The organism is Paenibacillus sp. RRE4 (assembly GCF_031844205.1).
GTDB classification, from domain to species: domain Bacteria; phylum Bacillota; class Bacilli; order Paenibacillales; family Paenibacillaceae; genus Paenibacillus; species Paenibacillus xylanexedens_B.
The window spans coordinates 1470358-1496605 of the sequence record NZ_JAUZUT010000001.1 but is presented as its reverse complement, the minus strand read 5'-3'; the positions used below and the strand labels follow the sequence as shown (position 1 = coordinate 1496605).

Sequence of the window (26248 nt, the reverse complement as noted above, 5' to 3'; positions counted from 1 at the left end):
TTGTCTCATCCTCTCTGACTTCCGCTCGTTTCTCAGATCCATTTCTGAAAATACGGGCTTAAAGCTGATTACACCGCAATGTTCGGTGGCGAATCAGGCCAAAATCGTTTCACTTGCCTTAACCACCTGTGCCCCCATACTGGAACGAAAGTGCCCAAGCGCCCATTCATGCCCAGCAGGGTTAAAACTGGCTACAGCATCCTCATAGATCGTGATATGGAATCCTTTGTTATAAGCATCCACAGCAGTATGTAATACACATATATCTGTACATACCCCGATTAGCGCAATATCTGTTATGCCTCGTTCACGCAGCTTCAGTTCCAGATCCGTTCCGCAGAACGCGCTATATCTCGTTTTATCCATCCAGCGGATTTCACTCGCGTGCTTCTCCATTACCTCGGCAAGACGACCGTATAACTGTCTTCCCTCTGTGTCACGAATGTTATGAGGCGGGAAAAGTACCGTTTCCGGATGATAAGGATCATTTTTTTCATGCAAATCTACCGCCATGATCACTTCATCTTTATTATGGAGATACGCCTCGGTAATCGCCGCTACCGTTTCCTGAATCTCAACGGCCGGCTGACCCACAGGCAATGCTCCCGTAACAAAATCTTTTGTAAAATCAATAACAATCAATGCTTTCATCGTCCACACTCCCTTGGTTTGAATATGGTTGAATGCATCATACGCTTTTTACGTATAGATCGATAAACGAGGTACTAGTTCGGTGAATCGATACAGCTGTGCCGGACGTTGGGAGTACTGATTGGAGCTGACCAGATTGCCCTCATCGTCACGCACTTCCTCGACAATCCCTTTACGGCTGCGTGTTGATGTTATTTTACGAATAAAGTTAGGCTCTTCAAAATCGGGCACAACACTCTGGATGACCTGATATAATTCACTTAACGTGAAATCACGCGGCAGAAACTGTCTCGCAATCGTTGTCTCCAGCATCTGCTGCTGGATTCGTCTGTAAGCGTCCTCGATGATCGTTCTGTGATCAAAAGCGAGTTCCAGTTCTTCCAGTGCCTCCTGGATCGTAAACAACCCAACATCTTCCGCATCATCTGCTGCCTGCCTGTGTTCCAGCATCCATTCCTCTACAAGTGCAAAGAAGGCATGAGAGATAATCCAACCTCTGGGGTCACGTCCGGGCTGACTGTAAACGTTCAGATATTCGAGATGTCCGCCGTCTACACCGGTCTCCTCCATCAATTCGCGCTTCGCGGCACCGTAAATGGACTCATTCTCTTGGCAAAAGCCACCTGGCAATGCCCACCTTCCGGCAAACGGCCAGCCCTTGCGTTTAATTAACATAACCTTTAACTCCCGAATCGGGAGGGTTTTCGTTACCGTTTTGCGCTCCCGCTTCGTCAAGGTGAACATGACGATATCTGCAGGAACCCCGTCGGGGGTACGATATTTTTTGGAACTATAATTACGTGCTTCCAGTTCATCGTTTGCTGATTCAGTGTTAACGTGTTTGTTGTTTTCGCTCATGGGCACCACCGACTATATTCATTTTGATAATCTCATTATGACATAATAATAACTTTTGTCAACCGTGGATACCGCTTTTCCTATTCAGACTCTCGATTTTGCCACACGGAACGTTGCTGTAGACATACATCCCAGTGTTCCTGAGGCATCGCGAACCTCTGATTGGGTCGTGATGCTACGCCCAGCTTGGTGCAACACGGTTGACGTTACGATTAATTCGCCCTGACTCATCGGCGCCAGAAAATGTACATTGAGGTTAGTCGTGACACAACGATCCACCTCCATGGCTGCTGTTGCGACCATGCCCATCGCCTGATCCATCAATGAGGTCAACACACCACCATGAATAATGCCCATGGAGTTGGTATGATTCTCTTCTGCTGTCAGCGCAATTTGGACTTCTTGTTTGTTGCCCTTGATGTACCGGCAACCGAGAAATCCCCAGAATCGGCCATCGCCGTCTTCCACCATTTTGTCCAAAATACTCATGTTTCATTTCTCCTTCTATTCCACACGTTGTTTAACTCACTCTAGATGTCTTTTTCGTTGCTTCATTCGGAGTTCATTGATCTCCATGATGTCAAAAAAGGCGCGGACTGCGTCCGCACCCTTCCGTTCATTTAACCGCAGCTGGTTGGAGGTGAATCCGTTCCAGCTTCGACATTGACTTTCTCGGATACTGTATCCCGAATCACCGAGATGACCAATTGAAGCAGATAATTGATGTCACTTTGACTCTGCTGGAATTCGGTTACTAGCGGAATGCTGTCCAGTTCGTTTTGCAAGTCATCAATTTCCTGTTCAATTTTGCTAACCATCGCACTGTTGTTGAAGCTTTCAAAAGCAACGATTTCTTTTTGTTTTTTCTTAATCGTTGCGATCAATTGCTGAATGCGCTCATGATCTCGGATTTTGGCTTCTGCCTGTTGAAACTGTCTTACTTCTTCGCTCGTTCCGAGCATATCTGCCAGTTCTTTGGCCTTTCCCATAATGTCGTCGCGTATGATCAGATTGCGCGTATCGTAGGTTGGCATTCCATAATGGTTGTACTGCACTTCTTCCTGCGCCACTGTAATCGCTCCATTCGTATGAGATGATATAAGATGAGACTGCGGTTAAACACTGTTTGGACATCGGCTTCGGTGGCCGCTACGGGTACGGATCGTTCTTTCGATCGCTGTTATCTCCGGATTTTTTAATTATCCTTCTCAGAGGGGAACATCCGGAGATAAAGGCGAACGCTTCGCTTCTACAGAACCGATTCCGTTCCCTCCACTACTGATTCGCAGCTACCGACTCCGTAAGCAAGTTGCCGCGAATATAAAACGTCATCGGATCGGTAATTTCAACTTGTACAAAGGTACCAATCAGTTCCTTAGAGCCTTCAAAATGCACCAGCTTGTTACTGCGTGTACGTCCAGCGAGAACTGTTGAATTACGTTTGCTCTCGCCTTCAACAAGCACCTCAACGATCTTGCCACGTTGCTGCTCGTTGCTGCGCTGGCTGTACTCGTTCACCGTTTCGTTCAGGCGTTTCAGACGTTCTTTTTTCACTTCCATTGGTACATTATCTTCCATCACCGCCGCAGGTGTACCTTCACGCGGAGAGTAGATGTACGTATAGGCAAAATCATAACCAACTTCACGAACCAGCGAGAGCGTATCCTCAAACTGCTCGTCCGTTTCACCAGGGAATCCCACAATGAAATCCGTTGTCAGAACGACGTCCGGAATGGCCGCTTTAATCTTCGCCGCCAGATTCAAGTAGTGTTCCCGCGTATATTTACGACTCATACGTTTGAGCACTTCCGTGCTGCCTGATTGCACTGGCAGATGGATGTGCTCCACCAGATTGCCACCTTTGGCAAGCACCTCGATCAAATGATCATCGAAGTCACGCGGATGGCTCGTTGTAAAACGCACACGTGGAATATCTATTTTACGAATATCGTCCATCAAGTCACCAAAGGTGTATTTCAGATCCGTAAAATCTTTACCATACGCATTCACGTTCTGACCTAACAGTGTAATTTCCTTGAATCCCTGTCTAGCCAGTTCTCTTACTTCTGCAATGACGTCCTCTGGACGACGGCTCCGTTCTTTCCCCCGGGTAAACGGCACGATGCAATATGTACAGAACTTGTCGCAACCGTACATAATGTTTACCCAGCCGCGCATACCTTCCCGCTTCTTCGGCAGGTTCTCAATGATGTCGCCTTCCTTGGACCATACCTCAACAACCATCTCTTTACTGAAGAGCGCTTCCTGAATCAGGTGCGGCAGACGGTGAACATTGTGGGTACCAAAGATCATGTCAACAAAACCGTGCTTTTGCATGATCCGGTTAACGACACCTTCTTCTTGAGACATACATCCGCATACGCCAAGCAATAAACCCGGGTTCTCCAGCTTGAGTGTCTTCAGATGGCCTAGCTCGCCAAACACTTTGTCTTCCGCATTTTCACGAATCGCACAAGTGTTAAGCAAAATGATATCTGCCGCTTTGCGATCTTCCGTAGCTTGATATCCCATCGTCTCCAGCAGACCTTTGATCGTCTCGGAGTCGTGTTCATTCATCTGACATCCGTAGGTATATACGATATAATGCTTGCCTTTTCCGATCGTTTTCAGTTCATCGGGAACAGCAGTTTCATACAGAACCTGAATGTCTTCCTTGCCCCTTTGTTTCTCCTGACGATGGTTCGGTTCCGCTTTGATATTAATCTCGCGTCCGCGAATTCTAATCTTTTTGCTGAATTCATCTTGCGAAATTACTTTGGCATCGGAGAAATCAAAATATTGGGAGTAATCCTTTTTTGAGTCTTTAGCCATTTCCTTCGGTCACTCCTTACAGCCTCTATTCATAAAAAGCGTTCTTTTCATCACAAAATCCAACCACTTGGTTCCTCATGCTTCAAAAGAGCATTACAGCAAATTATAACATGAAATGGGCTGTAGTTCCACAAGCAAACACGGTCCTGCTGGCTCCATTCTACCGCCCTAATCGGCTTTGCACAAAAAAACCTGAGCACATTGACGCACAGTTCAAGAAGAACTGCCTCGGCCAGTGTACTCAGGTCTTTTTTTACTTATATCCAAACTCTATGTTGCACTGCAACGCTATAGGCCGTGTAAAATCATTAATCAATGATTTCAGCAGTGTCGCCATTGCGAGCGCCCGCTGCATTTGCTTCATCTGTATCGATGTGCATATCCAGTGCAAAGGAATCGGATACACGAGCCAGTACATTTTCCAGTACCAGCCCACGGTCCCCACCCAAGCGAACTTTCAACATTTGTTTGTCTTCAATACCCCATTTTGCTGCATCGGACGTATGGAAGTGGATGTGACGAGCCGCAACGATAACACCTTTATCAATCGTTACTTCGCCAGCTGGGCCTTTGATTGTGATCCCCGGTGTACCTTCGATGCTACCAGATTCACGCACAGGTGCTTTTACACCGATCGCAAAAGAATCTGTCATGGAGATTTCCAATTGTGTTTCCGGACGAACAGGTCCGAGGATACGCACTTTATCAAACTGTCCTTTGGAACCAATCACCGCTACCGTTTCATTTGCAGCATATTGTCCGGGTTGGGACAGAGGTTTAAATTCAGTCAGTTCATAACCTTTGCCGAACAAAATGTCAACGTGCTCTTGGGATACATGAACGTGACGGGCGGATACGCCCACAGGTACTGTTTTACTCATCGTAAATTCACTCCTTGTTTATCTATGGCCTGTATACAGGCTCTTAACAATCCAAGTGGTATTATACTCCTTTTTACTGTGAAATGAAAACAAACTGATGAAAATTCATGAAATACACTTATTTTCGCGAATTCATTTCCATTTCCAAGCACTTATCTTGAAAAAAGTGAGATGTATTACATCTTTTTTCCTGCTTTAATTCCTTTGCTCCTCTTCCTTTAAGAATTAAAGTGACTTGCATTCACCATTTTGCCCTCAGGCAAGTGTTCCCCGAGATAACGCATTGCATTCCCCCATAACCAACCATGCACTAGTGCTTCGTCATAATGCTTCAGCAATATTTCAGTCAGCTTGGGATAACATCCCGCATGTTCCAAACCCTGAATTTTGGTTGATATCCCGTCAAAATCTGATCCCATCATCAGATGATGAGCCCCTCCAAGCGAACAGATCTGTTCGATGTGTGGTAACAAATCCTCTATTCGCACTTCATCTGATTCTTTGACAAACCAGGGTACAAACGTCAGGCCAATACGTCCATCTCTCGCAACTATGGCCTGAATCTGGTCATCCTTCAAGTTGCGTACATGCGGACATGCGTTATAGCTGTTTGAATGCGAGGCTATGAAAGGACGTTCGCTCAGATCGGCCAGTTCCCAAAATCCTTTTTCCGATAAATGAGACACATCCAGGAGCATCCCCATTTGATTGCAGCGACGCACAAGTTCCTTGCCTTTATCGGTCAGACCCGCCCCCCGCTTTTCCACAATACCGTCCGCAGCCCAGTTCGCATGATTCCATGTAAGACCAACGACGCGTACCCCCATCTGAAAACACAATTCCAGATAAAACAAGTTTCCTTCCAGCCCATCGACACCCTCTAATGTAATTAGGCCCCATGGAGCGGTTTCCACTTCCGTTTGCAAGTTTGCTACCTGTTCTCGCCAAAGCAGTGTCTTGACCCCTCCAGAGCGCTGTACACTATGCTCTACCTTTTTACGGTACAACTCCAGTTGTCCCATCACATGTTCAAACTTGCCTCGGCCCAGCACTTCTGGCAAATAAATCGCAAACGCCTGCAGATGAACACCACCTTCTTGCATGCGTTCCAGATTGACATCCAGTTCGAAAGTCTTCTCAAAAGAAAGTTCAGGTTTCATCAGCAACTTGCTTAGTGCATCACAATGAAAATCAGCGATACGCTGGCCAATTCTCCCCATAGCCCACCCTCCTAATAAAATATAATTACCCATTTACATTCCAATTCTTTTGGAAAATAACGCAAAAAAACCTGTCTACTTTATTCGTAAACAGGCTCATGCGTACGTTCAACTCATGTATTATCTGGGCTCCACAATCAGCTTAATGGCCGTTCGGTCCTCACCGTCAATCACAATGTCTGTAAAAGCTGGAATACAAATCAGGTCAACTCCGCTTGGTGCTACAAATCCCCGGGCAATCGCTACCGCTTTAATGGCTTGGTTCAGTGCTCCTGCTCCAATTGCCTGCAGTTCAGCATTTCCACGTTCACGAAGAACTCCTGCAAGAGCGCCGGCTACAGAGTTAGGATTGGACTTTGCTGAAACTTTTAATACATCCATGGTAAGTACCTCCCTGGGAATGTTGAAAGTTTGTTTCCACTTACTAGATGTTATTCGCGGGAGGAAAAAAAATTCCTTCTTTTTAGCAGGGTTTCCCGGCAAAATGGGACAATACCCCTATTCCATGCGCCACTCATCTTCCATTAATCGAATTTTCTCAATCCGCGTAGCCGCACCGGTTTCTTCGTCAATATCCACGATCACGCCATGAAAATGCCATTTGCCGTCGTCTACGACAAATCTCACTGGAAGCTGGGTGTAAAATTTACGTAGCACCGCATCACGCTCCATGCCCAGAATGCCGTCACGCGGTCCTACCATACCCGCATCGGTCAAATATGCCGTACCTCCAGGCAAAATACGTTCGTCATTGCTTTGCACATGGGTATGCGTACCTACAACGAAGGATGCACGCCCATCGAGATGCCAGCCCATCGCGATCTTCTCAGACGTTGCTTCCGCGTGCATATCCACAAGAATACATTTGTAGTCTCTCCGTAGCTCGTCCACAATCTCATCCGCTGCGCGGAAAGGACAATCAATAGCAGGCAAGAAGGTTCTGCCTTGCAGATTCACGATCGCAAGTTCTTTCCCTTCTCCCTTAACTACGGTATACCCACGTCCAGGTGTACCTGGTGGAAAGTTGGCTGGTCTGATCATGCGTGGTTCGTCATCTATAAAATCAAAAATATCCTTATTGTCCCAAGTATGGTTACCTAGCGTAATTCCATGCACACCCCAGTTAAAAAATTCGTTTGCAATTGCACCTGTAATTCCGCGTCCTGCCGCGGCATTCTCACCATTCACAATAATCACATGGGGTTTATATTTCGATTTCAGGTATGGTAAATTCTCTTTTAGCGCTTTACGCCCTACGTTTCCTACGATGTCCCCAATAAACAAAACTTTCATGATTTGTTGCCTCCTCAGTTCCTGCATGGCTTATCAACAGGAAAAGTGGCCCACTGAAGCGGCCACTTTTCCAAAATGCTCTATTTTGCGTATTCAACCGCCCGGGTTTCCCGGATCACGGTGACTTTGATATGACCTGGATAATCAAGTTCATTCTCGATCATCTTCGTGATGTCACGAGCGAGGCGGAAAGCTTCAGCATCATCAATCTTCTCAGGCTGCACCATGACGCGAACTTCACGTCCAGCCTGAATGGCGTACGATTTCTCGACACCTTCGAAAGATTCCGAAATTTCTTCCAGCTTCTCCAGTCGTTTGATGTATGTCTCCAATGTTTCGCGGCGTGCACCTGGACGAGCCGCGGACAGCGCATCAGCTGCACCCACCAGCATCGCAATAACCGAAGTAGCTTCGCAGTCCCCGTGATGGGAAGCGATACTGTTAATAACCACTGGGTGTTCCTTGTATTTCTTCGCCAGCTCCACGCCGATTTCAACGTGTGAACCTTCCACTTCGTGATCCAGCGCTTTACCGATGTCATGCAACAAACCTGCACGTCTTGCCAAAGTTACGTCTTCTCCAAGTTCTCCAGCCATTAATCCTGCCAAATAAGCAACTTCCATCGAATGTTTCAAGACGTTCTGACCGTAGCTTGTGCGGAACTTCAGGCGGCCCAGAATTTTGATGAGATCTGGGTGCAGACCATGCACGCCCACTTCAAAGGTAGCTTGTTCACCGTATTCACGGATGCGCTCATCCACTTCTTTACGTGATTTCTCCACCATCTCTTCAATACGCGCCGGGTGAATCCGTCCATCCGCCACCAGTTTCTCCAGTGCCGTCCGGGCAATCTCACGGCGAATCGGGTCAAAGCCCGACAGAATAACAGCTTCTGGCGTATCATCGATAATGAGGTCAATCCCGGTAAGGGTTTCAAGCGCACGGATGTTACGTCCTTCACGACCGATAATCCGGCCTTTCATTTCTTCATTAGGAAGCGTTACAACGGATACCGTTGTCTCCGCTACATGGTCAGCCGCACAGCGTTGGATAGCGAGTGTAATGATCTCGCGGGACTTTTTGTCCGCTTCTTCCTTCGCTTGCTGTTCGATGTCCTTGATCATTTGAGCCGTCTCATGACGAACTTCCTGTTCTACGTTGGACAGTATGATACTGCGTGCGTCTTCCATTGTGAGATTGGAGATTCGTTCAAGCTCCGTCACCTGGTTTTTGTAGATCATTTCGATTTGCTGTTGTGTTTCATCGATACGTTTCTCTTTGTTAGCCACTTGCTCTTCTTTACGTTCGAGTGATTCCAATTTTTTATCCAGCGACTCTTCTTTTTGCAACAATCGTCTCTCTTGTCGTTGAATTTCGTTCCGACGTTCACGAGTGTCCTTTTCAGCCTCGGCGCGAATGCGATGGATCTCATCCTTCGCTTCCAGCACCGTTTCTTTCTTCAGTGCCTCTGCCTCTTTTTTCGCGTTCTCCACGATTTGTACGGCAGCTTGTTCCGCACTAGAGATTTTAGCCTCTGCAAGAGATTTGCGAATAAAATATCCGACTCCGAACCCAATAACGAGCGCGGCCACAACGAGAATGATCGTGATAGCAATGTTCATACTGTTCACCTCCTCGTTGGTTCCTCCAAGGCACTCCTTGGGTCAACTTTTCTGTTTTCATGCCTTACATATGTTTGGGAATAACGAATACTCACGGCGATCCCCCGCCGATTTTCATTTCACAAGTACATGACTACATGTACTATCCACTGTTTCCAGTGAACCCATAATCAGGAATGGACTAAATCTGAAGAAACCGAAACCGCTTTTTTGGAAGGAAAAAGGGTTGTCCATTTCTTACAGACTCATGTCCATTTTAGTATTTGACGAAAGAAATTGTCAAGAGAATGCAGTATTGTTAGTCTTCTCGTCTAGTCCCATAACAATGCTTCATCCTCTTCGGCATCTTCTGTCCCATCCTCTTCCATTAAACGGTTCATGACCCGGCGCACCAGATCCATGCTAAAACCACGTCGCATCAAGTACGGGAACGTTTTACGTTTCTTCTCCTGCACATCTCCACGAACCTGTTTCCACTTCTTGCGACCAGCAATTAATGCAGTGTCGTATTCTGCATCCTCACTCACATCATCTAGTACCTCAGCAATGAGTTCATTTGCAATGCCTTTTTGACGCAATTCTTGCCTTATCCACAGTTTTCCCTTCCGTTGCCCCTCCATACGCTGTCTTGTCCATTCCTTAGCAAACAGATCATCATCAACGAGTTTCTCTTGTACAAGCCGTTCCATAACCTCATCAATGATTGGCACAGCGAACTCTTTTTGCTTGAGCTTCTCCTTTAATTCATGACGTGTCCGCTGCTTAAACTCCAAAAAACGTAACGATTGCACATACGTTCGCTGGCGTTCATCCGCAACGATAATTTCCTCCAGATCTTTCTTCATAAAAGTGTTGCCTCGTGTCATCCTGTACTTAATCATCACATCTTCCAGAACCGTAAGTGAATAGTGACCGAATGAAATTCGGTAGCGTGCTTCACGACTCTTCGTTCGTTCCACCCGAGTAATGACTAGCTCTTCATCATCTGGAAATTGGGAGATACCATGTAATTCTGCTGATTCCTGTAATTCTTCGTCATCATCATGTGCATCAAGTTTTTGCTCATTTTGGCGATATTTCACTACGGTCTTCACGCTCCCCTTTGTTTAGGTTACAGATGGCATAGATGCTAACAGCCTCTGTCCGGAATGGACAGAGGCTGTTAGCATCGCGAAAAACCAATCCTATTTAGCTAGCTAAGCATTAGCAGTCGCTCATTACACGTTCATACTGTGACAGAAGAGCAAAGCCCTCCCTCACAGAAGAAATTATTCATTAATTTCGAACAATTCCTGTTCTTCAGCCGCCTCTTTTTCTTGCTCCTCACTCGTTGGAGCAGGAACAGCCGTTGTCAAGTTGCTGGCTTCACGAATTTTCTGCTCAATCACATCAGCAATTTCTTTATGTTCTTTCATAAACTGCTTTGCGTTCTCACGGCCTTGGCCTAAACGTTCACCTTCATACGAATACCAAGCACCACTTTTGTTTACAATATCCAGCTCTGTACCGATATCGATGATACTTCCCTCTTTGGAAATACCTTCACCATACATAATATCAACTTCTGCTTGCTTGAACGGAGGTGCTACTTTATTTTTAACAACTTTAATACGGGTACGGTTACCTGTGATGTCATTGCCCGATTTGATACTCTCAATACGGCGTACATCCAAACGAATCGTGGAATAGAACTTCAATGCACGGCCACCTGGTGTCGTTTCGGGGTTACCAAACATAACACCAACTTTCTCACGAAGCTGGTTGATGAAGATGGCAATCGTTTTGGATTTACTGATTGCACCGGACAATTTACGGAGTGCCTGAGACATCAAACGAGCCTGCAGACCAACGTGGGAATCTCCCATCTCTCCTTCAATCTCCGCTTTTGGTACAAGCGCTGCTACCGAGTCAATAACAATGATATCTACTGCACCACTACGTACAAGAGCCTCGGCGATCTCCAATCCCTGCTCACCTGTATCCGGTTGTGATAAGAGCAATTCATCAATGTTAACGCCCAGTTTGCTTGCATAATTCGGATCAAGCGCATGCTCAGCATCGATAAACGCAGCTTGTCCACCTACACGTTGAACTTCAGCAATGGCATGCAATGCCACAGTTGTTTTACCTGAAGATTCAGGTCCATATATTTCAACAATACGGCCTTTAGGCAAGCCGCCTGTTCCTAATGCAATATCCAAAGCCAAAGATCCGCTGGGAATGATTTCCACATTCATGTGAGTTGACTCACCCAATTTCATGATGGAACCTTTACCAAATTGCTTCTCTATTTGACGGAGCGCCATATCAAGCGCGGCACGACGGTCTGACAATAAACTCACACCCTTTACTGTTTATAATTTAATGATACCTTGTTTTAACTCGTTTGCCAAGCTTTTTTTCGAACATACATTCGTTTTTTTTGTTCAGGCCGAGGCGCCTCTTCCTCATGGAAATCGATGAAAAAACAGAAAAAGAACCGTAAACAAGGCTGTGAAGCCACATTTTACGGTTCTTCCGTCTACGATCTATTATACTTCCTCAATTATGCAAATGCAATCTGCCTGCGTAATCATCAATCAATAGCGACTAACTTTTGCCATAAGCGATACAGAATGGCTTTTGCCGAGCGAATGCGAACCGTTTCCCGGTTACCGTTAATCCGGAGTTCATGAATCTCCGTATCCTTCCCACGCTCAGCCAAAGCGATAAACACGAGGCCTGGCGGTTTGCGTTCCGAATATCCCGGGCCGGCTACTCCAGTAATCGCCAATCCAAAGTCAGCATCCCCGATCATACGGATCTGCTCTGCGAGCACTTTTGCCACCTCTGGGCTAACGGCACCTGGTGCATCTTCACCCTCCAGGTAACTGTGAGGTACATTTAACAGCTTTTCTTTGATCTCATTAGAGTAACATACAATGCCTCCTTTTAACATGGAGGCACTTCCAGGCACCGAAGTTAAGCTCTGCATCACAAGCCCTCCTGTGCAGCTTTCGGCCGCGCTCAGAGTCAGCCCCATATCAGACATCATTGTAACAATCGTATACTCTATAGGCACATCCTCGTTAGCGTAGAGATGTTCAGATAAACGTTCACGGATCTGCACTTCCATCGCATCCAGCTTCAGCTTGGCTTCTCCTTCGCTCGCAGCCTTGGTGGACACACGTACGGTTACTTCTCCCTCGCTCGCGTAGGGAGCAATAGTCGGGTCTGTCTGCCCGTCGATCAAATCTAACAACCGATCCTCCAGAGCAGATTCTCCAATGCCTGCGAATTTCAACATTCTTGAATAGATCGGCATTTCTTCTGTAAGGGCGTGCTGGAGCAACCAAGGCTTGACTTCCTGCTCGAACATTGGAATCAATTCTTTAGGTGGCCCAGGCATAACAACATAATATTTATCGTTATCCGCAATCGCGTTTCCTGCAGCAAGTCCGGTTTCATTCGCCAGAGGGGTTCCACCCTCGAGAACAATGGCTTGGCGCCGGTTATTTTCCGTCATTTCCACATTCCGATCGCGGAAGAAACCTTCAATTTTATCCATAGCCATACGGTCGATGTGCAACTTCCGATTCAACACTGCGGCCAGCGCGTCTTTAGTCAAATCATCCTGCGTTGGCCCGATGCCCCCGGAAAATAAAATAATGTCTGCACGGCCCTGCGCGATGCGTATCGCTTCACTTAGCCGATTCTGATTATCTCCAACTACCGTTTGAAAATATACGTCAATCCCCATTGCAGCAAGCTCCCGGGAAAGGTATCTGGCATTGGTATTTACGATCTGTCCCAGCAGTAACTCTGTCCCAACTGCAATAATCTCTGCCTTCATTTTCGCTTCCTCCTGTACACATGTGGAGTAATCAAAGGGCAATAGGATGAGCTCCTATTGCCCTTTGACCCAATGAGTCTTTCATCATTACCCGTTTCAGCTTAAATCATTACGCTTTTGATAAATGAAGCAGGTTTTTGTTTTTGATAAAGTAGTCAATTCCAGACCAGATGGTGATCAGAGCCGCTACCCATACCGCAATTTCATCGACATGAATACCTGTGTATGAGAAGGGGAAATTATTCAGCAACAGCAAAACAATGGCTACAATCTGAACTACTGTTTTCAGTTTGCCCCATGCACTCGCAGCTACAACCGAACCGTCCAACAAAGCAATCTGACGTAGACCGGTCACGGCAAATTCACGGCTGATAATAACGACTGCAATCCATGAATCCAGCTTGCCCATTTGAACCAATGAAATCAAAACAGCGGTAACCAGAAGCTTGTCTGCCAGAGGATCCAGCAGTTTGCCTAGATTGGTGACCATATTGTTTTTCCTTGCAAGATAGCCGTCTATTCCATCCGTGCTTGCAGCAACGATAAAAATAAAAGCAGCAATTAACTGATTATACGGAAGCGTAAAGCTCCCAAGATGTAACGGCTCGGGATAAAACGGAAAATCCACAAGCAGAAACACCATCAAAAAAGGGATTAAGCAAATTCGTGCAAGCGTAATCCGGTTGGGTAAATTCACAAGACGCCCTCCCTTTGTATCCTCCATTACTTCAAACAATCATCTTAATTCCGTTCATCATCTGAAGCAAGAAATAAACGATTGAAACGTCGACTTATATTTACATAAAAGCCTATGTAGAAACGCAAAAAATAAAGTCTACCGCTCAAACGCAAAACTGCTTTTAAACGCTCCGGTGACTTCCAGAAGTGTACTGCTTTTCACAAAGTCAGCTAACGATGAAGACTGGACTTGATGCATGACTGCCAGCAATGCACATTCAGTATAATATACGTACCAATACAGTGTCAAAAAGACATTTCTGTACAAGAACTTTTTATTTAAAATTGGTATATTGCAGATCCAGTGGCAAGTTAGCTCCATTAAGAAGTTGCATAACGGCTTGCAGATCATTTTTGCTCTTACCTGTCACCCGAAGCTGGTCTCCCTGAATCTGACTCTTCACCTTCAGTTTGGAATCACGGATGAGGATATTGATTTTTTTAGCCACATCTTGATCAATGCCCTGCTTGAAATTCAAACGCTGGCGAACTGTACCGGAGGAAGCCGGCTCTACTTTCCCGTAATCCATATTTTTCAGCGGCAGACCACGCTTTGCCATTTTGGACTGTAATACTTCAATAACCGCTTTTAACTTGGTCTCATCATCTGACACAATTGTAAGAGAATCCTTATCCAGTTTTAAACTACTCTTACTGCCTTTGAAATCATAACGAGTACTAATTTCCTTTTCCGTTTGTGTAACCGCATTGGTCAATTCCTGTAAGTCCATTTTGGACACAATATCAAATGAATTTTCTGAACTCAAACCGAGTCACCCTTTCAAGTTAATCATATGTTCTGTAACATTATAGAGTAAACTTCAAGCAAAAGTCTAATCTTAGTCATGTTTACTCATAGAAAAAAGCATTTTTGGAGTACCGTTTGGTCACCAAAAATGCTTGCTGGTTGAGCTTCTTTAATACCGGCTACGGTTAGGCTGTCTGAACATATCGAGCACACCAAGAACGATATGTGCAAGTCCAAAGCCCAATATTCCGTAACCCCAGGCATTTGGAGTCAGGTAATAACCCAGGAGGCTGACAATGATCCCTAAACCGGTTACGATCCAGCTGACTGTCACGGCCTTCCACCTCACTTCACCATAAGTTAACTGCAATTGAAGACAAGATTATTGTCCCCTGCATTTAGCCAGGTTATTCGTTGCTGGAGCTTCCGCCTTCCGTGGAACCACTGGTCGTTGTCCCTGTCATGCCTTCAGTTCCCGAGGAAGAAGCCGTGCTATCTGTATCCAGTTTAAGACGAATGCGGTTGGTTGCTTTGCCGTCCGTTACGACTTGACCGCCAACATCAATGGTTGTTGCCGCCGCGTAACCGGATTTAATGTACATGCCAGAGTTGTCCAATGTAAATGTGAACGTGTCACCGTCGGCTGTATTGCCATACTGGAGTTTCTCTCCGCTTGAATTCTCACCTTTATACACTTCAAGCCAACTATGACCTGTCGCCTTGATCGTTACGGTTACAGGCTGACCCGTGCTTCCGCTAACTTTGAAGTTTGTAATATTTCCTGATTTCCCATCTTCAGAAACAGTAACAGAACCAGGCGTGGTTGGCGGTGTTCCCTCTGGGTTCTCACCTGTTTGTCCGTCTGTTTGTCCATCGGTTTGACCGTTATTTTCTCCATTGGTCTGCCCATTCGTTTCATTACCGCCGCCGTTTCCGCCAGCATCACCTTTCCCGGAATCATCCGTTCCCGAATCGGTTGCAGGCGGAGTTGCAGTTTGCCCGTTATCGGATGGTTGATCAGGTTTGTCATTAGCAGGCTTTTGACTGTCCGTAATCTTTGTATCATCCAGCCCTTGTGGATTGGTGTCATCACCCTTGTTGTTTGCCATATACAGATACAAGAGCACGATAATCAGAATAGGGAAAGTCCACATTAAAGCAACAGACATCCAGCGGTTGCTCCGCTCCGCCGGCCGGCTGGAGCGCTTCTGGATTACCGGTTCCATCGTTGCTTCCGCGGTTTCCGCAGGTACGTCCTTTTTGTGTCCTTCCAGCAGCTCATCGGCATTCAGTCCCACCGTTTCCGCATAGGTTTTTATAAATGCACGCACATAGAAGCTGCCGGGTAACACTTTATAATCCCCTGCTTCTATGGCCTCCAAATACCTCTTGCGAATTTTCGTCATTTCCTGTACATCGTCGAGACTCATCCCTTTTTGCAGCCGGGCCTCTCTTAACTGCTGACCCAGTTCAGACATGCCATCTCCTCCTTATGTTTATCTCTTCGGTTGTTGCAGATCTATTCCATGATTCCGTACGGAGCTTTACAGTTCGTCGGTATAGCTTGCCGTAAACGTATCATAAATAATTTCTTCGTTAGGATTGTTACGCAATTCAATAATAATATCAAAATCATTATAATCATATTCGGATTCCTGCACAAAAATATCCGGATGCTCAATCACTTTCGTACTAGGCATCGACATGATATCCTGCAAAAGATTATAGTGCCGCTCACTGGAGCGAATCGTGCTGACAATCCCATCGATAATAAATACATTATTCGGGTTCAACTCATCTTCAGACATCTGGCTCCGAATCGTTTGGCGAAGAAGAGTAGAAGATACAAAAGTCCAACGCTTCATGGCACATACGCTGCCCGCGATGATTGACTCTGTTTTACCAACTCGCGGCATCCCCCGCAAGCCGATTACCTGATTTCCCTCTCTTTTAAATACTTCACCCAAAAAATCAACTAATAACCCAAGTTCGTCCCGAGTAAAACGAAATGTTTTGCGATCATCCGAATCCCGGTCAATGTACCTACCGTGACGTACAGCCAGAATATCCACCAATTTGGGTTGACGCAATGCCGAAACCGTAATGCTGTTGACTTTACCAAGCATCTCTCCGAGCAGACGGATCTTTTCATCATCATCTGACTCGAGCAACATGCCCCGTGTTTTGCCTTCTACTCCGTTGATGGTCAATATATTGACTTCAAGCATCCCTAGCATAGAGGCAATATCCCCCAAAAGACCAGGTCTGTTCTTATGTATTTTATATTCCATATACCATTGTTTAGTTTCCATGTATACACCCCGTAATGCATTATTCCACATTATTCGACAACATCCGAACGTGTCCATTGGACGCTTATTCGGGTCATCTTCTAAAAATGGGTCACGTTAATGATATATAAAATGAAAATGAATTACAAGAACAGCTCTGTAATCCGTTTGTAATCATTAGAGAAAAGCCCCCTTGCGGGAGCTCTCCATCTCTTGCCTTATGCGTTTTGTTTGGCCAATTTGACCATCAGGCACGCGATCGTACGACGCTCATCCGCATCGCCGACATCCCATAGTTCCTTCAATGCTCGGTTGGAATGGTTCGCCGGATCAACTTTCTCATCCAGAAAGTCACCGATCTCGTACGCCAGTTTGTTGATGGTTTCTTCACTCATTCCCATCTTCTCAGCTTGCAGTACGCGATCACCCAGGAACTTCTTCCAAGTGTCAAAGTTAGAAACTACTGTGTTTTCTGTTGACATGATAAATCCTCCTTAGCTGACGCATGAGATTTAAAATCAACAGTTGTAATATGTGCTTCCCGGACACTTTATATACGAGCTTTTAAAATTAAATCAAGCTGTATGTCAGAACTCAAACACCTAAATCTCACATTCACTAAGCATATACTGGTCTTATAACTTGAACACCGATATTAAGTCAGCCAGCCTCCATTGGGACTGATAATCTGTCCATTGATATATCCCGACTCAGGCAAGGCAAGAAAATAAACCAGTGACGAAATCTCGTCCGGCTGCGCCAGTCGCCCAGCAGGAATTTCATCTTCCAACATTTTCAACTCGCTCTGATCCAGGTGGTCTAACATCGTCGTCTGAACAGCCCCTGGAGCAACAGCATTCACCGTAACGCCGGAGGGAGCAAGCTCTTTAGCAAGCGCCTTCGTGAAGGCGTTTACCCCGCCTTTGGTTGTGGAATACAACACCTCACAGGATGCACCAGACAACCCCCAGATGGACGACACATTAATAATTCGACCGTATCGTTGGGAGATCATATGTGGCATCATCTCTTGTGTGCATAGAAAAGTACCTTTTAGATTAATCGCCATCACTTCATCCCAGATTTCCTCAGTCACATCCGCAAGTAAACCATAGTGAGATATACCTGCGTTGTTCACAAGAATATCCGGCAACAACTCGTGAGAAGCCAATTTTTCCCTCATCCGCTGAATCTGTTCCCTGCTGCGAAGATCGGCTGACACCGTCATAATGCGTCCATTTCCCCGCTCCATACAACGTCTCGCCGCCTCATTGGCCGCTTCATGCGACTTCATGTAGTGCAACACCACGTTCATACCTACACTGGCAAACCGCTCTGCAATTGCAGCTCCTATGCCTCCGCTTGCCCCGGTAACCAGAACGGTCATTTCCCCTATAGCTTTCACAATGTGTCCCCCCATAACTTCACTCCCAGTCTAGTGAACCCTTCAAACTTCGTCCTATTTCCTCTTCATCGTTAAGGACTAACAACGAGTGATACAGCCAGCTGATCCCAACGAATATGCTCTTTCAGTCTTTGATTCACATCTTGAAGTGTAATCGCTTCATACAATGAAATCATATTGAAAAAGTCACCGCCACGGAATTGCTGACGTGTGAATTCATTCGCAATGTTTTCCGGTGAATTGAGCATGCGCAAATAACCGCCAATTTTCTTTTTGCGCGCACGTTCAAAATCGGAAGCATCGAATCCTTTTTGCATAATCGCTTCGACTTCCTCGCGTATCCGTTTCAACAATTGATCCGGGTCTTTCGTATCCCCACCGACCGCAGAAAAGGCATATTGTGGCGAGCTGATATAGTCATGTCCAAAACTGTCCGAGATCAGATCTTCATCATAAAGCTTCTGAAACAGACGTGTGCTGGAGCCAAACAACAGATCCATCATCAGCTGCGTGGTTGTGTCCCGGCGCAACAGTTCCTCTCCTGTAAGTCCGACATCCGTTTCTTTGAATCCAAACAAACATTTCGGCAGGGAAACGGATAATCTGACCTCTCTTCTGGCCTCCCCCACCTGCTCTGGCTCTGGTTCAAAGAAGCGTTGAATCGGGCCCTGCGGCTCGAAATTTTTCTGCTCCTGATTGGAACGAACCATGCTGATAACCTGCTCGGGATCAACACCGCCGACAACAAACAAGAGCATGTTACTTGGATGATAAAATGTGTTATAACACGTATACAACGTTTCTTTGGTGATCGTCTGAATGGATTGGACCGTGCCCGCAATGTCAATATGCACCGGATGTTTTTGATACATTGCTTCAATTAATCCGAAATAAACCCGCCAATCCGGATTATCGGCATACATATTAATTTCTTGTTCAATGATGCCTTTTTCCTTGTTGACGTTTTGATCTGTAAAGTACGGATTTTGCACAAAATCAACTAATGTTTGTATATTTTCGTTTATATTTTCGGTTGCCGAAAACAAATAAACGGTCTGATCGAAACTTGTGAATGCGTTCGCAGAAGCACCATGGGAAGCAAACGTTGCAAAAATATCCCCCGTTGGCTCCTCAAACATTTTGTGTTCCAGAAAATGAGCAATACCGTCAGGCACTTTTACCTCAGGTTGTCCTTCCACTTGAAAGTGATTGTCCACTGACCCGTATTTGGTCGCAAAGGTGGCATAAGTTTTCTGAAAACCCGGTTTAGGCAAAACATAGACATGCAGTCCATTCTCCATTACTTCGTAATATAATGTCTCCTGCAAATGTTCGTACCGAATGCTCTCCACGACTATTCCTCCTTCTCGTCCCGCAAGAAATAAATCGTATCCAGTCGGAACTGCTCTGCGGCCTCACGAACATCCTGCTTGGTCGTCTGCTCGATTTGAGCAAGCAGCTCTTCAGATGTTCTCTCCTTACCGGACAACTGACGGTTAAAATCATAAGCAATCATCTCAAAAGCAGCATCCTGCATTTCTTTTAACAGATTACGGATCATCGCTTTTGTCTGGGACATCTCCAGATCGGTGATATGACCAAGTTTCATTTCCTCAAGCTGTTGCTTGATAATGGTCACTGCTTTTTCATAATTGGGAATTTCAATTCCGGATTGAATGGTGGCAATGCCTTTGTGCCCATCGTATCTGGAAGAAGCATAATAGGCGAGGCTTTCTTTTTCACGAACATTGACAAACAACTTCGAATGCGGGTATCCACCCAAAATACCGTTATACATTAGCGCTGAAGCGTATTTATCATCTGCATAGGTAATGGAAGTGCGAAGCCCCAGGTTCAGCTTGCCCTGCCCAATGTTCAGCCGTTCAATGACCGTATGTGGCTCCTCATCCCCACGCACCGCCTTCTGAGCCTGATAGTCAGAGGAAGTCTTGCGTTCAAGGTTAAAATGACGCTGCACCAGTTCCTCTACTTCTTCAAGTGTTGTATCCCCGACCACATACAAGTCCATGCTGGCTTCCCTTAGCCAGTTTTCATAAGCAACTGTTAATTCAGAAGGTTCCATGGCTGGCAGTGCTTTTCGTTCACCCAAGGGATGAAGCCGGTAAGGCTCATGTTTGCACATTTCTTCGATACACCGTTCAGCAGCATAACGCATTTTATCGTTCACAATGGACTCCAGCTTTTTACGAACCGTCTCGCGTTCTGCCTGTACATACGATGTTTTGAAGTGTCCATTTTCCCTCGCGGGCTTGGTCAGCACTTCTCCAAGAAACGCAAACGAACGATCCAGAAGTTGCTGCTCCCCACCTCCGACAAACGAATCATTAATGGTGTCCATACGAAACTGCACAATCTGATAATCACCGCGTTTATAGACGTCAAAACCAAATCCTGCTCCGTACAAATGCTCCAATTGCTCTCGAAATTGCGTTGTTTCCGGATAGGACTCTGTCCCTCTTCTTAAAACAAACGGTGTCAATGCCACAGGAGTAACGGTGTCCTCGCGTAGCGGAACTCCGGCATACAGTGAGATAGCGAACGTTTTGAAACGTTTGGTTGGAAGCACATGGATACGTAGCTGTTTACGGCTCCCCCGTTCAAATGCTGCGGTATTCAAATGTCAAAACCCCTTTACGGCGTCATTTAGATAACCTGTCTCAAGCTTAAACGTAACCTCCATTTTAAACCATCCAAAAGCCAAGAAGCAACCGAAGTCATGCCTTCTGGTTGCTTCCCGCTGGATTGCCCGATTACATGCAGAATATATGCTGCCCGATCGTTTTCACCTGCGGACGAGTCCATATCCATTTGGATGTGGCTGTCTTCGGGTTAAAATAATACAAACATCCACCGGAAGGATCCCATCCGTTCAATGCCTGCTCTACCGCTTTTTTCGCTTGTGCATTGGGCTCCAGATAGATCTGTCCATCCGCTACCGCTGTAAATGCTCCAGGCTGAAAGATAACCCCGGAAGGTGTAGATGGAAAACTTGGTGAGTTTACGCGATTCAGAATCACAGCGGCAACGGCTACCTGACCCTCAAACGGCTCTCCTCGCGCTTCGCCATATACGGCGTTCGCCATAATTTTAAGCTCGTTTTCCGAGAGTCCCATGGCATTGGCAGAACCCATATTGTCCTTCTCGTTACCGGAAGTATCTCCACCTCCAGCTGTGTCTCCGCCAGATGCTCCTCCTTTATGCAGAGGGGGCTCCGTTGGTGACCACTTGGTGCTGGCATTATACAGTTTTAACTTGGTTTTGGCGCCTACCACACCATCTGCCTTCATGCCAAATTCGGATTGAAACCATTTCACTGATTTCAGCGTACTGCTGCCAAAATTACTGTCGATTTTACCATTGTAAAAACCGAGATACTTCAACCGTCCCTGAAGCTCATAGACATCCTGCCCATAACTGCCATATTTCACGGTATTGTTACTGAAAGTTGGCATTGCCTTTTCCTCTACCGGAAGGTTGTTCTGAGCAGCACTTTGAGGTGCTGTATGCTCAGGAAGCAAATAACGGATTCCGAGCGCGGATATCAACAAAATAGCAGTGAAAAGCCATAGGTTCATTTTTCGCATCGACTATGCTCTACCTTTCTCTTGTGGGATTTAACAGAATCGCTACCGTTATTATGACAAGCCGCCTTGTTTCCTATGCACCAAACGAGCCGATCTCTGGAGCAAATGGCAAAACCTCAAAAGCTGCGGAACAACAAAAAACCTCCAACCATAAAGGTTGAAGGTTTTCTAACGCTTCTCTATGAGCTTATTTTGTTCTGTTGATACTGTTCCAACGAAACAAGGACTTCGCGAGGTTTGCTGCCTTCATATGGCCCAATCACACCTCTGGCTTCCATCGAGTCAATCAAACGCGCTGCACGAGTATAACCTACCCGCATTCGACGTTGTAAGAGTGACACCGAAGCCTGCTTTGCTTCCAGAATGATCTGTACAGCCTGCTCGTATAATTCATCCTGTACTTCTTCTGTTGCTTGATTGGAGTCATCTACCTCTGGCACAAGGGATTCATCATACTGCGCTTCGCCTTGACCTCGAACGTAATTCACGATATTTTCAACCTCTTCATCACTCATAAACGCCCCCTGAACACGAATTGGCTTGGAAGCACCCATTGGCATGAACAGCATGTCGCCACGGCCTAACAACTTCTCTGCTCCACCCATATCCAGAATCGTACGTGAATCGACTTGTGAGGATACGCCGAATGCAATCCGTGAAGGAATATTCGCTTTGATTACCCCTGTAATAACATCAACGGAAGGACGTTGCGTCGCAATGATCAGGTGAATTCCGGCTGCACGGGCCATCTGCGCAAGGCGCGCAATCGCATCCTCTACATCTCCAGCAGCTACCATCATCAAATCAGCAAGCTCGTCCACAATGACCACAATGTATGGCAGTACCGCCGCCGGATTATCTTTCATCAGATTGTTATATCCCTCAACGTTACGTGTACCTGATTTGGAGAACAACTCATACCTTTTCTCCATCTCGACTACGATCTTTTTGAGCGCAAGCGACGCTCTTTTCGGATCGGTCACTACCGGTGCCATCAGATGCGGAATTCCGTTATACACATTCAACTCAACCATTTTGGGGTCAACCATTAGAAACTTGACCTCATCTGGCTTAGCTTTATACAAAATGCTGGTGATAATGCCGTTGATACATACCGACTTTCCTGATCCGGTAGCCCCAGCCACTAACAAGTGGGGCATACGGGCCAAGTTGCCAATGATCGTCTGACCTGATATATCACGCCCAAACGCAATTGTTACTTTGGATTCAGCATCCTGGAACGTGGCTGTCTCCATCACTTCACGCATGGTCACAACGGATACTTCGCCATTCGGGACTTCAATACCAATTGCCGATTTTCCTGGAATGGGTGCTTCCATCCGAATATCTTTCGCAGCCAGAGCTAAAGCGATATCATCGGTAAGACTGACGATCCGGCTAACCTTGACCCCGATATCTGGTTGAATTTCATACCTTGTAACCGCTGGTCCTCGGACAACCTCCAGAACTTTGGCACGTACACCGAAACTTTCTAACGTTGCTTCCAGCTTGCGTGCAGTCTGCATGTAATCCTTCTGATCGCTACCTTTTCCACTATTATTAGGCTTGGACAAAAGACGGAATGAAGGAAGCTTGTATGGCTTCGGCGGAGGAGGTGGCGGTATGACAGGTTGTACGCTCTCTCCTGCCACACCATCCTGCTCCATGCCAGAGTTCAACGTTTTACTCGGAGCGTCTTCTCCATCCGTTATCTCTTGCTCAAGATCCGCTTGAAGCATGTCTGTTGCGCCATGGGCTTCAGTCCACTCTGCTTCTACCAGTTCATCTGTAAATTTAATATCCGTTTTGTCTACCTGATCTAGAGTGCTGTTATTATGATTCAGATCATCCGGGAAAGGATAGGCATCATCCAGATCATCATCCTTGTCAGAGCCCTCTGATCTGACATGTTCAAAGAAGTCACGAATAATCGGTGCCGAATCAACCTTTGCCTGCGTTACTGATGCTGTTGCACCAACTGCTGCTACACCAGAACCTTTGATCGCAGATGACTCAAGCTCTCCAGACCATGCCTCGGTTGGCAAATCCTGCCCAGCACGATAAACGACCTGTTCCGATTCGAGCACATCTGTTTCCGATGATGATTCCTCAGCCTGTTTCGCGGGCTGCCGATCCGCACCCCATTTTCCGAACAACTGGAAGAATATCGGAGCTTTACGTTTGGGCAGCTGTCCTTCTTGGGAATCGGGAGAATCATAATCGTCATCCTCTTCCTCATCATCAACGGGTACAGGTGCGAGTTTACGTGCGTTGTTTTTCTTAACTCCCGTCACACTGGAAGCGGAACGTTTTGCTGGTCTGGATTCCAGCTTTTTGTACATGGAGCTGCCAGCATCCCAAATCTTAGTTCGGAATATGCGTATCAAATCAACATAGGAAAGCCCCGTAACAAGCATAAAGCTAATCACAAACATGACGATCATGATCAATCTTGCGCCAAGACTGCCAAATAACCACAAAAATAAAGCAAACTGTCCTGCACCAAGATACCCGCCGCTAATATCCTTACCAAGCATGGAATCCCGTTCTCCAGGGGCAGCTGGTGTCAATAATTCAGTTTGCATATCATTATGTACCTGGGTCAGCACCGCACCTGGTTCAAGCGCGTCAACCGGAAGCAACTTCTGATGCATAGCCGATATGGTGCTCATCAAGGTTAACGCAAAGACAAGCAGTACCAAACCCGTCTTGCGTGTAGTCCAGCCACTAGGCCACTTCCGATGAATCATCACCATCAAACCGTAGTATATGCCCACAAGCGGAATCGCAAAATAAAACTTGCCAAGCATCAGTCCAAACATCTTGGAAAGCGAACGTCCCACTGTGGCTTCACCCGATAGTGCTATAACTGCCAGCGTGATTAGCACAATTCCATAAATTTCATATTTTAAGACACCACTAAACCCGGCACCCTTTTTTTTCCTCTTTTTTCTTCTGGCCAAAATCAGGTCACCCCCAGAAGAATATTATACCATACAAATATATTCCGTACATATGTTCTTTTTCTGCACCATTTGTCTGAATTCGTCGCGTTATGTTGGACTTGTGTTACCCGAAAGCGGAACGGTTGAACCCGGCAGATTGGACGGATCCAGATATGCTTCAAGTGGGCAGTCAAGTAAACGCACAATAACAGCCTCGGTGTCGTTTACCGGTCTGACCTGCATCAACAAACCATTCATTCGGATCTCTTTCGTATCCCCTGCCTCTGTCCACATGCCTGACCATAGTTGCTCTGGAGGCATCACAGTATACATGGTTGTCATTGCGTGTATCCTCCTGCTTGCATCGCCTGTCTTCTATCTCCCATAAGCTTGTTTAATTGTGCGATGGCTTGACCAATACCACCAACAGCATCCATGAGACCGTACTTCACCGCGTCTGCACTTCCTACTGCTGTTCCTATATCCCGATTCAACTCTCCTGTCTTGAACATCAATTCTTTGAACATGTCTTCGGAAATGTTAGAGTGTGAAGTTACAAACCGTACAACGCGCTCCTGCATCTTCTCCATGTATTCAAACGTCTGGGGTACACCTATGACAAGTCCATTCATACGTATCGGGTGGATCGTCATTGTGGCACTTCCCGCAATAAGCGAGTACGTGGAAGCAACTGCAATCGGTACACCAATACTATGCCCTCCTCCAATGACAACGGTCACCGTTGGTTTGCTCAAAGAGGCAATCATCTCAGCAATAGCAAGGCCAGCTTCCACATCTCCACCTACGGTATTGAGAATGATCAAAATGCCTTCAATCTTCTGATTCTGCTCTGCCGCTACCAGCTGCGGAATTATATGCTCATACTTGGTTGTTTTGTTCTGTGGAGGTAAAATTAAATGTCCCTCTACCTGACCGATAATGGTCATGCAGAAAATATTAGATTCACTGGCTGGTGACTGTGTTTGCCCGAACTGCTGAATGGATTCTGTGACTGGAGAAAGTTGCTTCTCCTCCTGCACCGGAATATCTGGAGCTTCGGCCTCCGACTGATTGGATTTTGGCATTCGTTTGTTGTCATTCATCTGCTCATTCATAACATGCTGTCTCCTTCTCCTGAAAAATATAATTGTTGTCTTTTCCTTAGTATGGGGAATCTGTCAACGACCTTATACTTTCCCTGAACAAACATTTCCATCAATCAGCCTTTGAAATTTTTCTCCCCTCTCATACCTTCTTTTAAAAACACAAAAAAGCCCCTTCTCTACGAGGAACCGTCCAATATTACTCGTAGAGAAGGGGCGACTGT

The 26248-nt window shown here is 46.1% G+C and carries 26 protein-coding genes; all 26 read right to left on the bottom strand.

Annotation, left to right across the window (positions count from 1 at the left end):
- Positions 1-93 precede the first annotated feature (93 nt).
- Entirely contained in the window at positions 94-651 is a 558-nt protein-coding gene (locus Q9R46_RS06870) for a cysteine hydrolase family protein (RefSeq protein WP_145329867.1), read from the bottom strand.
- A 48-nt stretch (positions 652-699) separates the two neighbouring features.
- On the bottom strand, positions 700-1509 hold the full coding sequence (locus Q9R46_RS06865) for an NUDIX hydrolase (RefSeq protein WP_090921102.1): 810 nt from the start codon (positions 1507-1509) through the stop codon (positions 700-702).
- 84 nt (positions 1510-1593) lie between these two features.
- A complete protein-coding gene (locus Q9R46_RS06860; RefSeq protein WP_311279391.1) occupies positions 1594-1998 on the bottom strand; it encodes a PaaI family thioesterase in 405 nt (134 codons plus the stop codon).
- Positions 1999-2129: 131 nt separating this feature from the next.
- Complete coding sequence (locus Q9R46_RS06855) at positions 2130-2543, bottom strand: YlbF/YmcA family competence regulator (RefSeq protein WP_090921137.1); 414 nt, start codon at positions 2541-2543, stop codon at positions 2130-2132.
- Between the two features lie 241 nt (positions 2544-2784).
- Complete coding sequence (miaB, locus tag Q9R46_RS06850; protein WP_311279390.1) at positions 2785-4341, bottom strand: tRNA (N6-isopentenyl adenosine(37)-C2)-methylthiotransferase MiaB; 1557 nt, start codon at positions 4339-4341, stop codon at positions 2785-2787.
- Positions 4342-4649: 308 nt separating this feature from the next.
- Entirely contained in the window at positions 4650-5222 is a 573-nt protein-coding gene (gene pduL, locus Q9R46_RS06845) for a phosphate propanoyltransferase (RefSeq protein WP_311279389.1), read from the bottom strand.
- A gap of 218 nt (positions 5223-5440) precedes the next feature.
- Positions 5441-6442, bottom strand: a complete 1002-nt coding sequence (locus Q9R46_RS06840; RefSeq protein WP_311279388.1) for a dipeptidase — start codon at positions 6440-6442, stop codon at positions 5441-5443.
- 120 nt (positions 6443-6562) lie between these two features.
- Positions 6563-6823, bottom strand: coding sequence for a stage V sporulation protein S (locus tag Q9R46_RS06835; RefSeq protein WP_007430104.1), 261 nt, complete (start codon positions 6821-6823; stop codon positions 6563-6565).
- A gap of 117 nt (positions 6824-6940) precedes the next feature.
- Complete coding sequence (locus tag Q9R46_RS06830; protein ID WP_090923807.1) at positions 6941-7735, bottom strand: TIGR00282 family metallophosphoesterase; 795 nt, start codon at positions 7733-7735, stop codon at positions 6941-6943.
- Between the two features lie 80 nt (positions 7736-7815).
- A complete protein-coding gene (rny, locus tag Q9R46_RS06825) occupies positions 7816-9357 on the bottom strand; it encodes a ribonuclease Y (RefSeq protein WP_145329856.1) in 1542 nt (513 codons plus the stop codon).
- Positions 9358-9668: 311 nt separating this feature from the next.
- Positions 9669-10451, bottom strand: coding sequence for a regulatory protein RecX (locus tag Q9R46_RS06820; RefSeq protein ID WP_311279387.1), 783 nt, complete (start codon positions 10449-10451; stop codon positions 9669-9671).
- Positions 10452-10625: 174 nt separating this feature from the next.
- A complete protein-coding gene (gene recA / locus Q9R46_RS06815) occupies positions 10626-11690 on the bottom strand; it encodes a recombinase RecA (protein ID WP_111268738.1) in 1065 nt (354 codons plus the stop codon).
- Between the two features lie 242 nt (positions 11691-11932).
- On the bottom strand, positions 11933-13189 hold the full coding sequence (locus Q9R46_RS06810; protein ID WP_145412690.1) for a competence/damage-inducible protein A: 1257 nt from the start codon (positions 13187-13189) through the stop codon (positions 11933-11935).
- Positions 13190-13298: 109 nt separating this feature from the next.
- Positions 13299-13886 (bottom strand): CDP-diacylglycerol--glycerol-3-phosphate 3-phosphatidyltransferase, encoded by a 588-nt coding sequence (gene pgsA, locus Q9R46_RS06805; RefSeq protein WP_145329850.1) that lies wholly within the window; start codon positions 13884-13886, stop codon positions 13299-13301.
- A 316-nt stretch (positions 13887-14202) separates the two neighbouring features.
- Positions 14203-14694 carry a YajQ family cyclic di-GMP-binding protein gene (locus Q9R46_RS06800; protein WP_145329849.1) on the bottom strand — a complete coding sequence of 164 codons (492 nt, stop codon included), beginning with the start codon at positions 14692-14694 and terminating at the stop codon, positions 14203-14205.
- A 150-nt stretch (positions 14695-14844) separates the two neighbouring features.
- Entirely contained in the window at positions 14845-15009 is a 165-nt protein-coding gene (locus Q9R46_RS06795) for a hypothetical protein (protein ID WP_167375816.1), read from the bottom strand.
- Positions 15010-15082: 73 nt separating this feature from the next.
- A complete protein-coding gene (locus Q9R46_RS06790; protein WP_311279386.1) occupies positions 15083-16153 on the bottom strand; it encodes a RodZ domain-containing protein in 1071 nt (356 codons plus the stop codon).
- 66 nt (positions 16154-16219) lie between these two features.
- Positions 16220-16987, bottom strand: coding sequence for a DUF3388 domain-containing protein (locus tag Q9R46_RS06785; protein WP_090923944.1), 768 nt, complete (start codon positions 16985-16987; stop codon positions 16220-16222).
- A gap of 197 nt (positions 16988-17184) precedes the next feature.
- Complete coding sequence (locus Q9R46_RS06780) at positions 17185-17448, bottom strand: DUF3243 domain-containing protein (RefSeq protein WP_145329845.1); 264 nt, start codon at positions 17446-17448, stop codon at positions 17185-17187.
- Positions 17449-17621: 173 nt separating this feature from the next.
- Entirely contained in the window at positions 17622-18386 is a 765-nt protein-coding gene (ymfI, locus tag Q9R46_RS06775) for an elongation factor P 5-aminopentanone reductase (RefSeq protein WP_123064503.1), read from the bottom strand.
- Between the two features lie 56 nt (positions 18387-18442).
- Entirely contained in the window at positions 18443-19723 is a 1281-nt protein-coding gene (yfmH, locus tag Q9R46_RS06770) for an EF-P 5-aminopentanol modification-associated protein YfmH (protein ID WP_311279385.1), read from the bottom strand.
- A 2-nt stretch (positions 19724-19725) separates the two neighbouring features.
- Entirely contained in the window at positions 19726-21009 is a 1284-nt protein-coding gene (yfmF, locus tag Q9R46_RS06765; RefSeq protein WP_145329840.1) for an EF-P 5-aminopentanol modification-associated protein YfmF, read from the bottom strand.
- Positions 21010-21142: 133 nt separating this feature from the next.
- On the bottom strand, positions 21143-21976 hold the full coding sequence (gene sleB, locus Q9R46_RS06760) for a spore cortex-lytic enzyme (protein ID WP_311279384.1): 834 nt from the start codon (positions 21974-21976) through the stop codon (positions 21143-21145).
- Between the two features lie 179 nt (positions 21977-22155).
- Positions 22156-24939, bottom strand: a complete 2784-nt coding sequence (locus Q9R46_RS06755; RefSeq protein WP_311279383.1) for an FtsK/SpoIIIE family DNA translocase — start codon at positions 24937-24939, stop codon at positions 22156-22158.
- Positions 24940-25029: 90 nt separating this feature from the next.
- Complete coding sequence (locus Q9R46_RS06750; protein ID WP_145329835.1) at positions 25030-25263, bottom strand: YlzJ-like family protein; 234 nt, start codon at positions 25261-25263, stop codon at positions 25030-25032.
- The gene (locus Q9R46_RS06745; RefSeq protein ID WP_311280959.1) at positions 25260-26024 is read right to left on the bottom strand and encodes a ClpP family protease; all 765 of its coding nucleotides are present in this window, start codon (positions 26022-26024) and stop codon (positions 25260-25262) included. The genes Q9R46_RS06750 and Q9R46_RS06745 overlap by 4 nt, the downstream gene beginning before the upstream one ends.
- Positions 26025-26248 lie beyond the last annotated feature (224 nt).

Excerpts from the sequence above, each read along its gene's own strand:
- Q9R46_RS06870 (WP_145329867.1), bottom strand. The coding sequence starts at position 651 with ATGAAAGCATTGATTGTTATTGATTTTACAAAAGATTTTGTTACGGGA.
- Q9R46_RS06865 (WP_090921102.1), bottom strand. The coding sequence starts at position 1,509 with ATGAGCGAAAACAACAAACACGTTAACACTGAATCAGCAAACGATGAA.
- Q9R46_RS06860 (WP_311279391.1), bottom strand. The coding sequence starts at position 1,998 with ATGAGTATTTTGGACAAAATGGTGGAAGACGGCGATGGCCGATTCTGG.
- Q9R46_RS06855 (WP_090921137.1), bottom strand. The coding sequence starts at position 2,543 with ATGCCAACCTACGATACGCGCAATCTGATCATACGCGACGACATTATG.
- miaB (WP_311279390.1), bottom strand. The coding sequence starts at position 4,341 with ATGGCTAAAGACTCAAAAAAGGATTACTCCCAATATTTTGATTTCTCC.
- pduL (WP_311279389.1), bottom strand. The coding sequence starts at position 5,222 with ATGAGTAAAACAGTACCTGTGGGCGTATCCGCCCGTCACGTTCATGTA.
- Q9R46_RS06840 (WP_311279388.1), bottom strand. The coding sequence starts at position 6,442 with ATGGGGAGAATTGGCCAGCGTATCGCTGATTTTCATTGTGATGCACTA.
- Q9R46_RS06835 (WP_007430104.1), bottom strand. The coding sequence starts at position 6,823 with ATGGATGTATTAAAAGTTTCAGCAAAGTCCAATCCTAACTCTGTAGCC.
- Q9R46_RS06830 (WP_090923807.1), bottom strand. The coding sequence starts at position 7,735 with ATGAAAGTTTTGTTTATTGGGGACATCGTAGGAAACGTAGGGCGTAAA.
- rny (WP_145329856.1), bottom strand. The coding sequence starts at position 9,357 with ATGAACATTGCTATCACGATCATTCTCGTTGTGGCCGCGCTCGTTATT.
- Q9R46_RS06810 (WP_145412690.1), bottom strand. The coding sequence starts at position 13,189 with ATGAAGGCAGAGATTATTGCAGTTGGGACAGAGTTACTGCTGGGACAG.
- Q9R46_RS06790 (WP_311279386.1), bottom strand. The coding sequence starts at position 16,153 with ATGTCTGAACTGGGTCAGCAGTTAAGAGAGGCCCGGCTGCAAAAAGGG.
- Q9R46_RS06785 (WP_090923944.1), bottom strand. The coding sequence starts at position 16,987 with ATGGAAACTAAACAATGGTATATGGAATATAAAATACATAAGAACAGA.
- Q9R46_RS06780 (WP_145329845.1), bottom strand. The coding sequence starts at position 17,448 with ATGTCAACAGAAAACACAGTAGTTTCTAACTTTGACACTTGGAAGAAG.
- ymfI (WP_123064503.1), bottom strand. The coding sequence starts at position 18,386 with ATGGGGGGACACATTGTGAAAGCTATAGGGGAAATGACCGTTCTGGTT.
- sleB (WP_311279384.1), bottom strand. The coding sequence starts at position 21,976 with ATGCGAAAAATGAACCTATGGCTTTTCACTGCTATTTTGTTGATATCC.
- Q9R46_RS06750 (WP_145329835.1), bottom strand. The coding sequence starts at position 25,263 with ATGACAACCATGTATACTGTGATGCCTCCAGAGCAACTATGGTCAGGC.
- Q9R46_RS06745 (WP_311280959.1), bottom strand. The coding sequence starts at position 26,024 with ATGAATGACAACAAACGAATGCCAAAATCCAATCAGTCGGAGGCCGAA.